General features: G+C 60.3%; 8 protein-coding genes and 2 pseudogenes. 3 read left to right on the top strand and 7 right to left on the bottom strand.

Translation table 11 applies throughout. From position 1 onward, the window contains the following. The 3 genes and pseudogenes from ABJN75_RS00855 to ABJN75_RS00845 form a co-directional block, all read left to right on the top strand. Positions 1 to 877 (top strand): ABC transporter permease (locus ABJN75_RS00855; RefSeq protein WP_348435925.1); only part of this gene is annotated, 877 nt, incomplete at its 5' end. Between the two features lie 34 nt (positions 878 to 911). Next, on the top strand, positions 912 to 1577 hold the full coding sequence (locus ABJN75_RS00850) for an SGNH/GDSL hydrolase family protein (RefSeq protein ID WP_348435923.1): 666 nt from the start codon (positions 912 to 914) through the stop codon (positions 1575 to 1577). Positions 1578 to 1868: 291 nt separating this feature from the next. Then, positions 1869 to 2063 (top strand): annotated as a pseudogene (locus ABJN75_RS00845) (transposase); the annotation flags it as partial. A 288-nt stretch (positions 2064 to 2351) separates the two neighbouring features. On the opposite strand, the gene ABJN75_RS00840 reads toward ABJN75_RS00845, so the two are convergent. The 7 genes and pseudogenes from ABJN75_RS00840 to ABJN75_RS00810 all read right to left on the bottom strand — a co-directional run. Beyond that, positions 2352 to 4214 carry an acetyl-CoA hydrolase/transferase C-terminal domain-containing protein gene (locus ABJN75_RS00840; protein WP_348435921.1) on the bottom strand — a complete coding sequence of 621 codons (1863 nt, stop codon included), beginning with the start codon at positions 4212 to 4214 and terminating at the stop codon, positions 2352 to 2354. Next, on the bottom strand, positions 4207 to 6294 hold the full coding sequence (locus ABJN75_RS00835) for a 3-hydroxyacyl-CoA dehydrogenase NAD-binding domain-containing protein (RefSeq protein ID WP_348435919.1): 2088 nt from the start codon (positions 6292 to 6294) through the stop codon (positions 4207 to 4209). Before ABJN75_RS00835 ends, ABJN75_RS00840 begins: the two co-directional genes overlap by 8 nt. Beyond that, a complete protein-coding gene (locus ABJN75_RS00830; RefSeq protein WP_348435917.1) occupies positions 6294 to 7583 on the bottom strand; it encodes an acetyl-CoA C-acetyltransferase in 1290 nt (429 codons plus the stop codon). The genes ABJN75_RS00835 and ABJN75_RS00830 overlap by 1 nt, the downstream gene beginning before the upstream one ends. Beyond that, positions 7580 to 9820 carry an acyl-CoA dehydrogenase gene (locus ABJN75_RS00825; protein ID WP_348435915.1) on the bottom strand — a complete coding sequence of 747 codons (2241 nt, stop codon included), beginning with the start codon at positions 9818 to 9820 and terminating at the stop codon, positions 7580 to 7582. The genes ABJN75_RS00830 and ABJN75_RS00825 overlap by 4 nt, the downstream gene beginning before the upstream one ends. Positions 9821 to 9961: 141 nt before the next feature. Beyond that, on the bottom strand, positions 9962 to 10579 hold the full coding sequence (locus ABJN75_RS00820; RefSeq protein WP_348435913.1) for a cytochrome c oxidase assembly protein: 618 nt from the start codon (positions 10577 to 10579) through the stop codon (positions 9962 to 9964). After that, positions 10567 to 10890 carry a hypothetical protein gene (locus ABJN75_RS00815; RefSeq protein WP_348435911.1) on the bottom strand — a complete coding sequence of 108 codons (324 nt, stop codon included), beginning with the start codon at positions 10888 to 10890 and terminating at the stop codon, positions 10567 to 10569. Before ABJN75_RS00815 ends, ABJN75_RS00820 begins: the two co-directional genes overlap by 13 nt. Beyond that, positions 10887 to 11401, bottom strand: a pseudogene (locus tag ABJN75_RS00810) (cytochrome ubiquinol oxidase subunit I); the annotation flags it as partial. The gene ABJN75_RS00815 and the pseudogene ABJN75_RS00810, both read right to left, overlap by 4 nt.

The raw sequence follows: 11401 nt of genomic DNA, 5'->3' as shown, positions 1-11401 counted from the left end.
GCTGATCATATTGTCGATCACCCGCCCGCACATGCTCAACCTGAACATCATGGGCATCTTCATTCGGCAGGTGGTTCCGCTTGGCATTCTGGTGCTGGGGCAATTGCTGGTGATGCGGGTGAAGAGCATCGACCTGTCGGGGGGCGGGGTCATCCTGCTGATAAACTACTACATATCGTCCGGCATGTTTCCGGATGCTTCCATCGGCTTTTTCATCGCTATGGCCCTGCTGACCGGCATGGGGATCGGTCTGTTCAACGGCTACATGGTCGGCAAGCGGCGCGTCTCTGCCGTCATTGTGACATTGGCGGTGAGCATTGTTCTCGTCGGCTTTGTCCAGTTTCTGGCCAGTGGCAAGCCGCCCGGCGATGTCCCGGCCAGGTTTGCCGAGATCTACAACACCAAGCTTGGTCCGATTCCGACGCCCGTCATTTTCTGGGTTGGACTGGCCCTGTGCATGGCGCTGTTCCTGTCGAAAACCATCTTCGGGCGCTATGTCACCTCGGTCGGCGAGAATGCTGAAGCCGCGCATTTTTCAGGCGTTCCTGTTGAACGCACAGTCATCCTTGCGCACACACTGGCGGGTGTTATCGCGGCAATCGCTGCGCTGGTGCAGACGGCTTCGATCGCCGTGGGCAGCGTGCGGGTCGGACTGGACCTTCCGATTCTCGCCGTGGCGGCAACCATTTTGGGCGGTGTCGTGTTCGGCAGGGGCGAAGGCGGCGTCTGGGGCCCGGTTTTCGGAGTTCTGTCCTTCGCGCTGCTGTTCGTGGTGATGACCACTTTCGGCATCCAGGACCCGGGCAAGCTCGTCGCGCAGGGCGTCATCATCCTGCTCGCAGCGATATTCTATGGCCTGCGCAACAGCAAATCCTGAATCACACGACTATCGAACACCAGAGGAACGCATCATGTCCGGAAAAAAATCCCTCCTTTGCTTCGGTGACTCGCTGACATGGGGATGGATCCCTGTGCTGGAAGGGGCTCCGACCTATCGCTATTCCTATCAACAGCGCTGGACCGGCGTCATGGCCGGGCAGTTGGGCGATGGATACCACATCATTGAGGAGGGGCTGAGCGCCCGGACAACAATGCTCGACGATCCGACCGACCCGCGGCTGAACGGCAGCGCCTACCTGCCGTCCGCACTGGCAAGCCATCTGCCGCTCGATCTTGTCATTCTGATGCTGGGAACCAACGACACCAAGTCGTTCTTCCACAGAACGCCTTACGAGGTGGCGCTTGGCATGAGCAAGCTGGTCGGCCAGGTTTTGACAAGCGCCGGCGGTGTCGGCACGCCTTACCCGGCCCCCAAGGTTCTGGTCGTCGCACCGCCGCCGCTGACACCGATGCCGCACCCGTATTTTCAGGGAATGTTTGGCGGCGGCCATGAAAAAACCGGGCAACTTGGCCAGCAGTACAAGGATCTGGCGGACTTCATGAAGGTCGATTTCCTCAATGCTGCTGACTTCATCACCACAGATGGATGCGACGGAATTCACTTCACCGAAGAGAACAATTCCGTTCTCGGCCGGGCTATTGCAGCCAAGGTGACCGATATTTTTGGCGGTGCCTGAACAACGGGGAGGCGGGGAGTGCGAATAAGCTGATTTCGGGCATCAACTGGTGGCCAGTCGAAACCGGACGTTTATCTGCGGGCGCCCGAAATCGAGATGTCCATGCCGGGTTTTGTCGCAAACGAAATAGCAACGCCGATCCCACATAAAGGCGACTGGATTTCGGGGAGCTCTCCATGTTCAAAGGTCGCCATTTCGACAGATCAATGGTTGACGTGCTCCCAGCATATCGGACCATTTGAAGCTGGAATTTTCCATTCAAGGTCCCGCTGACGGGAGAAGGAGAGTTCCATGAAAGCATCGAAGTTTTCTGAAGCGCAGGTTGCGATCATTTTGAAGCAGGCCGATGACGGCACGGCGGTGGTCGAGGTGTGCCGCAAGGCCAGCATAACCCAGGCAACGTTTTACAGTTGGCGTAAGAAATATGCGGGCCTGATGCCATCAGTGATGACGCGTCTGCGTCATCTTGAAGATGAGAACAATCGTAGTACCAAGACCGCCAAGCGAGATCAGCCAGACCCCGCCCGCACCCGGAACCAGACCCAGTGCAAAAACGATGAACCCGACAAGAGTGGTGTAGACAGACCAAGGGGATGTTCCCGCTTTTTTTCGAAACTGAGTACGTTTCAGTCTGGCTTGTGCTGATGACGGTTTCGTTTGAGCGCATGGTAGTCTCCTAGATTCCGAGACAGGTGGGTCAACGCAGGCGGTTACGACAAATTCCGTGTGAAGTTGCGTGAAAAAGCACTGCGGATTTTCTCTATTGCTTCGCCGTCAATCGGTATCGCTCTGAGCCAAGGCTCCCAGAACCAAGTAGCGCATGAAGCGCTCTCTCAGATTTGAACAGTGGCGGAGCTCCAGCCTTTCCAGACATTCCATATCCGGGGGCGATGTTAGCCCACGGGCAGCCAGGCGCGCCAATTGCGACCATGAACCGGATGCATGTTTCAGGATCGCGAGCGCAGGCAGCAGCCGCCTTTCGGTTTCACAGAAATCTGTACCGAACGGATACTCAGGCAACACAGATCTGCGCCGCGCGGATTTAAGCCAATCGTTCAATCGTTCAGGCGAATTGCCGCGACCGGCAGGGGCGATCTCTAAGTCCTGATCAATCTTGCCGGCGTTTTTCGCCTCGGCGAGAAGACCTGCCTGAAAGCGGCTGTCGGCAATCCCGATGAGGGCGACAATGCACTCTTCATCCGTCTTGCCCCTGAGATCCGCCACGCCGTATTCGGTTACAACAATGTCGCGATAGTGCCGCGGCACGGTCTCATGCGCATAGTCCCAGCGGATATTGGAAACGGTCTTGCCGCCACTTTGTCGCGTGGCGCTCAAGGTGATGATCGAGCGTCCGTCCTCGAGCGCGAAGGCCTGTTCGACGAAATTGAACTGGCCGCCGACACCACTGACTACCTGCCCGTCTTCGATCCCGTCCGAGACCACGGCGCCCAGGCAGGTTACGATCATGGCGTTGTTGACGAAGCGAGCGTCGCGCCGCGCGGCGCGTTTTGATGTTTCGTCACCATAGAGCGCATTTGTGAAGGAGACGGGCATCATCACGATCTTGCCGCGCTGCCTGGCAGGCATCTCGCACAAGGTACGGTAAAAGTCACGGCACTCGAGAAAAAAACCGGCATGGATTGCAGCGCCATCGACCTCCCTCCGAATGATCCCTGCCTGAAACAGCTCGAGGATACCGCCGACCAGCATTTCAGTGACCGCGTACAGCCCGGTTTCAAACGGGGCCCGATGTTCTTCGGAGCCGGAAGAGGCAAAAGGACTCGCTTTGACCAGAGCCAGATAGTCGTTGTTGTGCCGGTGGCGCAGCAGCAGCGACTGGGCAATCGCATCGCCGATGGATCCGATGCCGATCTGCAGTGTGCCACCGTCGGCGACCAGCTGGGAAACATGAAGTCCGATGGCCATATCCTGCTGGCTCACCGGTCGGCGCACGACTGAAAACAGCTCGAAGCTGGTCTCCGGCTCGTATTCGATGTCGGCTTCGCCATCGGGAATTTCTGCCGGCCCCTCCATGAAAGGAAGATTGTCGTTGATCTCGACGGCAAGCGTGAAATCGGCCTTGCCTTCGCGGCGGGCCTTCAGCAGATCGACGGTGATGTCGGTGTTGCAGCTCAGGCTCAACCGGCCGTCCGGGTTCCGGGCAACCAGCTGCGCCACCACATTGGGCTTGAAGTCCAGCACATAGGACAGCGCATGGGTGTAGTTGGCCGGTATATAGTGCCGCTGCGCATAGCTGTTGCCGAGCCACCGCCCCGCCTGAAAGAAGAACTCGCGGACCTCGATATTGGCGGGAAGTGTCCCCTCGTCGATCATCTGCGCATAAAGCAGCGGCTTGTAGCGGCCAAACAGCCGGTCCGCCGCAGGCTCGAGAAACCGCCGTTGCAGGTCGGAACCAGCCTTCGGGCGCTGCAGCGTCAAGGCGGTCAGGATGGTCAACCGGATGGCGGGATCATCACAGGCGGCCTGGGTGAGTGCGTTGACAAGAGAGTTGGCCTTGCCAAGCCCGAGCGGCAGCGCCAACCGGATCTCGCCGCCGGTCTGCTCGATCAGTTGCCGCGCCAGAGCCTCCGCATCGCCCGAGGACGGTTTGCCTCTGTCGTTATCTCTCTCAGGCAAGGTCTGCCCATCCCGCATCGGGGGCAAACCGGGGACCATGCCGCGAAGCCATTTCCTCAAGTGCCTTGACGATGTCTTCCTTGCCGCGTTGCCGCGCGTATTGGATCGGGCCGCCGCGAAAGGGCGCGAAACCGGTCGCGAATATCATCGCAGCATCGAGCGTGTCTGCATCGCTGACCACATCCTTGCGCAGGCATTCCACCGCTGCATTGAGCATGGAGAGAATGAGGCGGTCCCGAACATCATCAGGAAGCGACGGCTTGCTCTCGTCCTTTTTCTTGTCCGGCTTGCCGTCTTTCCAGACATAGATGCCTTCGCCTGACTTTCTTCCAAGACGTCCGCTTTCCACCCGCTTCCGCATCCAGCCGGGCACCCCCGGAATCGGCTTGTCGAGGGCATCGCGCAGCGTGTCGGCGACATGCAGGCAGACATCAAGTCCCACCCGGTCGGCAACTTCCAGCGGCCCCATCGGCATGCCGAAGCGTTCAGCGACCCGGTCTATCGCAAACGGATCCATGCCTTCATCGACCATAATCCCCGCCTCAAGCAGGTAAGGCGTAAGCACCCGGTTGACCAAGAAGCCCGGGTAGCTTCGCACCGGGGCGGGCAAGCGATTGACCGCACCGATAAAGGCATTGAGCCGTGACAGCGTTTTCTTGGTGGTCTTTGGTTGCGAGACCACTTCGACCAGCTCTAGCTTTGCGACCGGGTTGAAGAAATGCAGCCCGGCGAACCGGCCCGGCGTCTTCATCACCGAGGCAAGACCCTCCAGCTCCAGACTTGAGGTATTGGTGGCGATGATCGCGTCTTTTCTGGCGCGCGCTTCGATGGAGGAAAGCAGGTCGCGTTTCAGGTCAATCTTCTCGGGCGCCGCCTCGATGATCAGGTCGGCATCGGCAAGTCCATACTGCTTCGGGTCCGGCATCAGCCGATCCAGAGCATCCCGTATTTCAAGATCCGACAGATGGGCATCCCGCGCAATCCGCCCGGCTTCCTTGATCGCCTTCGCCAGGGCCGTGAGCTTCAAATCGCTGAGCGTAACCCGCAGACCCTTGATCGCGCACCAAGCCGCAATTTCGGCGCCCATGGTTCCCGCGCCCACGACGTGCACCCGGTCAATGCCGCTGGCGCCGCTGGCTTTTTTCTTCAGCGCCTCGCGCAGAAAGAAGACCCGTATCAGGTTTTGTGCGGTATCGGTCATCAGCAGCTTCGAGAAAGAGAGTATCTCCGCTTTCTGCATTCCGTCACGATCGCCACCATGGCTTTCCCACAGGTCGATCAGCGCATGCGGGGCGGGATAGTGCCGGCGCGGAGCTTCATTTTCGGTTTGCGTCCGCATCCGGTTGGCGGCAAGCTTGCGCGCCGGGCCCAGATCGAAAACCGCGGCCTTGAGCCCGCGGCTATCCCGGCTCTTCTTTTTACCCAGGCGGGCACGGACAGCGGCATCGACGTGCCGCTCCCGGGTCACCTCGTCAATGATCCCCAGCGACTTGGCCTTTTTGGTGTGCGCCGACTTGCCGGTCAGCATCAGGGTCATCGCCTCGGTCGGATCGATCAGTTCGGACAGACGGAATGTGCCGCCCAGACCAGGATGCAGGCCAAGCTTGACTTCGGGGAAGCCGAACCAGGCACCGTCGACAGCGATACGCTGATCACAGGCCAGGGCCAGTTCAAAACCACCGCCCAGGGCGTAGCCGTGAACCACGGCAATCGTCGGACACGACAGGCCTTCCAGCCGGTCAATGACAGCATGACCCTGGCGCAGCCGTTGCGCCGCAGCTTCCTGATCGCCGGCATCGCGGAATTCGGAAATATCGGCGCCGGCAGCAAACCCGCCGGGCTTGGCCGAGCGAAGCACCAGCAACTCGGGCATCAGGCTTTCAAGCCCATCAAGAAGTTTTGACAAATCCGTCAGAACCGCCTCGGAGAGCGTGTTGGTGCTGCTGCCGTTGCAATCGAGAAGTGCCCAGGCGATGCCGCCCGCATCACGGCGCAACCGCCAGTTGCCGAAGGCTTGCTCGTCGCCAGAGCCAAGCTCGAGTTGGGTTTCGCCAATTACGGACAGGACAGGTTTGCTCATCACACGCTCTCCACAAGCATTGCGCCACCTTGCCCGCCGCCGATGCATTCGGTCGCGATACCGCGTTTCTTGCCCTGCCTGTTCATGGCCCGAACCAGATGCAGGACGATGCGATTGCCACTGGTGCCAACCGGATGGCCAATCGCCACAGCACCGCCATCGACATTGAGCTGGTTGCGGTCGATACGGCCGAACGGCTCTTCCAGGTCGAGAACCTGGCGGCAGAAGCCTTCATCCTCCCAGGCTTCCAGACAGGAAAGCACCTGGGCTGCGAAGGCCTCATTGATTTCCCACAGGTCGATCGAAGATCGTGTCAGACCGTTGCGAGCCATCATTCGAGTGGAACACAGCACCGGTCCGAGCCCCATCACCGAGGGATCGAGCGCCGCCCATTCGCTATCCTTTATGACTGCGACAGGTGTCAGGCCATGGCGTTCAACTGCTTCCTCACTGGCCAGGATGACCCAAGAGGCGCCGTCGGTAATCTGGGAGGAATTGCCCGCCGTCACCTTGCCGTGCGGTTTTTCGAAGGCCGGTGAAAGCTTGGCGAGGCTCTGCATGTCGCTGTCGGGTCTGACACCATCATCCTTCTCGTAAACCTTGCCGTCACGGTCGAATGCCGGCTCGACCTCGTCGTCGAGCCAGCCCTCGTCTTGGGCCTTTGCCAGCCGGTGGTGGCTTTCCATCGCATAGCGGTCTGCCTGCTCCCGGCTGATGCCAAACCGGTGCGCCAGAATCTCGGCCGTCTGGCCCATGTTGAGCGCGGTAATGGGATCCGTCAGCCCGCGCTCCAGACCGATCACCGGTTTGAAGAAATCAGCTTGCAGACTGCCCAGTCTGGACAGACGATCCATCGGGGACTTGGCGCGGGCCATGCCGGCATACCACTCGACCGCCTCTTGCCGCAGCACCAAGGGCGAATGGCTCAGCGCTTCGGTCCCGCCGGCAAGGATCAGATCCGCCGATCCGTCGCGGATATAGCGATAGGCCGTATCGATCGATTGCATGCCTGAACCGCAATTGATCTGCACGGTGAAGGCGACCATGTCGTCGCCCATGCCCAGCCGCAGCGCTGCCACGCGGGCGGGATTCATCTCGTCGGCAATGACGTTGACGCATCCCAGGATGACCAGATCATAGGCGCTCGCGGCGATCTTTTGGCGTGCAAGCAGCGGTCGGCCGCACTGCACCGCAAGGTCCACCGGCGTGAACGGCCCCGGCCCCGCGCTTGCCTTCAAAAACGGGGTCCGGGCGCCATCAACAATGTAGACTGGCTTGCCTTGTGTCATTGAGCGGCCTCCTGGTGGGCAGGGTTGCTCGTCTCACGGACGATCTCGGAAGGATCGAAATCATCGACCGAGATTACCTCTCCGACCAGTTCTTCGGCCTTGCGCAACAACCGCACGTCATCGTCCGTAAGAGTGCCGCCCGCCAAAGCCGCGTCGACAGAAAGACCCAACTCCTTGAGCTTGCGCCGCAACGGCTCCGTGGCGACGACCAGGGCAAAGGCTTCTTCCAGCGTCTTGAGCGCACCATCACCCCTGACGGCCTCGACACCGCGTGAGATCCGGCTGCGTGTCGGCGACGGTGTCAGCAGCAGTTCGGCAACTTCGCGGGTGAGCTCATCCGAGGGCCCACGGTTGGAACCGCCGGGCAATGTCAGTGCGCGGAGAAGCCACGCGGCCGGACGATTGGGCAGATTGGCCAGCACTTCATCCAGGCTCGAGGCCATCTTGGCGAAGCTTTCCTCGGCGGTCCATTCGACCAGCGGGAAATCTGCAGCGATGTTCGTCTCGTCGTGCCAGCGCTTCAACACCGCTGACAGCAGATAGAGTTCGGACAGAACATCGCCGAGGCGAGCCGAGAGCATTTCCTTCCGCTTGAGGGAGCCTCCCAGCGTCAGTAAGGCAAAATCAGAGATCAGGGCAAAAGCTGCGGAATAGCGTGCCATACGGCGATAGATCGGCGCTGCCACGCCCACATTCTGCGGTGCGGGCGCGAACAGGCTACCGGTCCACGCCCGCCCGGTTGCCCGAAATAGCGTTTTCACGGAATGGCCGACATGGGCCCAGAACGCCTTATCGAACGCGTCGAGCGCGGCGTCATCGTCACTCTCATCGAGCGCCAGTATTTCGTCGAGCAGATAGGGATGGCAGCGGATCGCGCCCTGACCGAAAATGATCATGTTGCGGGTGAGGATGTTGGCACCCTCCACGGTGATCCCAACCGGGACGGATTTGTGAAGATTGCCAAGATAGTTTTTCGGTCCGTCGATCACGGTCTTGCCGGCATGCACGTCCATCGCGTCATCAACAGCGTCGCGCATCCGGTAGGTGGCGTTGGATTTCATGATGCCCGAAATGACAGCGAGCTTGCGTCCTTCATCGAGTCCGGCGCACGTCAGTCTTCTTGCGGCATCAAGCGTATATGCATTGGCGGCAAGACGGCCGAGACGGCGTTGCACCCCCTCGAATTTGCCAATAGGAATGCCGAACTGCTCGCGAACGCGGGCGTAAGCACCGGTCGCATGCGCCGAGAGTGATGCAGCAGCCGAGGACAGCGAGGGAAGCGAAATACCGCGACCGGCGGCGAGCGCGCTCATCAGCATCATCCAACCCTTACCGGCATAGTCCGGCCCGCCGATTATGTGATCGAGTGGCACAAACACGTCCGTCCCGGAATTCGGCCCATTCTGGAAAACCTGACCACAGGGGATATGGCGTCGCCCTATGGATATACCGGGCAGGTCGGTCGGGATCAGGGCACAAGTAATGCCCTCGGCATCCTTGTTGCTGAGCAGCCCTTCGGGATCTTCAAGTTTGAAGGCAAGCCCAAGCACCGATGAGACCGGCCCCAGTGTGATGTAACGTTTGGACCAGTTAAGCCGCACTCCAAGCGTTTCCTCGCCCTTCCACTCACCCTTGCACACGACACCGCTGTCGCGCATCGCCGAAGCGTCGGATCCGGCCTGTTCACTGGTCAGGGCGAAGGCGGGCACTTCCTTGCCCTCAGCCAGTCTCGGCAGCCAATAGTCGCGCTGCTCGTCTGTTCCAAATTGCAGCAGCAGTTCGCCCGGGCCCAGCGAATTGGGCACCATGACCGTGACGCCGGCGCTGACCGAACAGGTCGAAATGCGTCGCACCACTTCGGAGTGGGCAAAATTGGAGAACCCGAGGCCGCCATACTTCTCCGGGATGATCATGCCGAAAAACTGCTGCGACTTCATGAAATCCCAGACATGGGCCGGCAGATCGCCCGCGCGAGTGATTTCCCAGTCGTCCAGCATCCGGCACAGCTCTTCGCATGGACCGTCAAGGAACGTCTGTTCCTTCTCGCTCAGCGCAGCGGGCGGCATGACGAGCAGTTTCTGCCAGTCCGGATTGCCGCTGAAAAGATCAGCGTCCCACCAGACCTCACCGGAATCGATGGCGTCGCGTTCTGTATCGGACAGGCTCGGCAACTGATTGCGCGCCCATTTGAAAATCGGGCGTGTGAGCGTGTCTCGGCGAAATGTTCTCATGGACATGGAGTGCTCCTCGAAACCCAATGTCCAACCGGCCAAAGAGTTCCGAAAAAAGCCACGACTCAACCGCGTCTGCGTGACAGTTCGGCCACAGCATGCGCCAACCATGCGGCCATACCGTGCCAGGGCTGGCCGGCATTGAAATCAGGTCTTTTGCAGGGCAAGGCGGGAAGCCAGATAGGCGCCGCCCACCACATAAGGCAGCGCCCCGAACAGAGCCATGATGCCACCGCCGAATTGCTGATCTGGCAGAGGATCGAGTCCGAAAGCGCCGAGACAGAACTGCGGCGCGTAAATCAGCGTCTGCGCCAATACGAGCAACACGCCGAGCATGGCCATGTGCATGGATGCAAACAGCATCGCAAACGCTCCCGCAGCATCGGACCTCGCATCGCGACCCGCAAGACAGACCCACCACAGCGCAAGTCCGGCTGTCAGGAAGCTCAATTGTTGAACGGCAAAAGCCGAATTCATGCGTGCCGCCGCCTCATGCAGCACGGGCAGATGCCAGCCCCACACCACCGCGAAGTCGTAAACGGAGGCAGCGAATGCGCCAAGGTAGCGGTGACGCGGCGCAAAATCACCAGGTAATAGCCTGAGCACGCCGATTATGATCAGCGGAGCTGCGCCCACCATAACCCCCAAGTGAAGGATCATGTGTGGTGAAAAGGCGCGCCGCGCCATTTCCGCCAAGGGTCCGAGCCACAACCCGGCCAGCAGCAACAGACCGACCGCAAGCGGCCAGGGCCTCATCCTGAGCATGCCGAGGTGGCCAGCGTGGGAAACAGCGTCCACACCGTTGCAACCAGCCCGACCCAGCCACCAGCGCGGCTGACACTGCGGGCAAATCCCGGCGCAGACCCAAACCTGGGCGAATACAAAAGCGCCAGCAGCACAATCTGGAAAGCTCCAGCAAACAGGAAGGCCGCAACCAGCACGATTCGGATCCAGGAGACCCCGATACCGGAGACGCCGGGATCAAGTTCGCAGACCAACCCGTGCAGCGCGTAAACGGTGCTGAACGAGGCCAGCCAGACGACCGGCGAGAGCAAGATTCGCAGTACATCCCTCATCCGACCAACCCCGGCAGATAGACGGCCAGAATGATAAGACCTGTCACGACGAACAGATAGATGCTCCACACCATCACGATGGAGAGTTCGCCCCGGCGCCGCTGCGACATGTAGCCGGCCCCGTGCCTGGCCAGCAGGAACAGCAACATCAGGCTCGTCAGCACTGCATGAAACAGGCCGTAAGACCCCAGCACCACAATCGTGGCATTGTAGGCATGCCCGGCTGCAGACGGCGCACTCCAGAGCAACACCGCAAAGGCAACCACAAGCCCGAGCGCACCGGCTACCGCCGCTAGAAGTGCTGCGACCGGCTTGCTGCCGTTCTGGTTGTTGCGAACGGCCATCGCCGTGCCCCCGGCAGCCAGCACCGCGCCGCCCGCTGCTGCGAGCATGTTTGGCAACGACGGCTCCATGAACGCAGGAGGCGGCCAGCCCGGAGCGATGGTCCACAAGAACGCATAGCCGAAGAGCAGCGAGCCAAACAGCGTTGCATTCGCCACCAGCAGGAACA

Origin of the sequence: Hoeflea sp., assembly GCF_039975035.1 — a bacterium.
In the GTDB taxonomy this organism is placed as follows: domain Bacteria; phylum Pseudomonadota; class Alphaproteobacteria; order Rhizobiales; family Rhizobiaceae; genus Hoeflea.
Note: the sequence above shows the minus strand (reverse complement) of the source record. Positions and strands in the feature narration are given on the sequence as shown.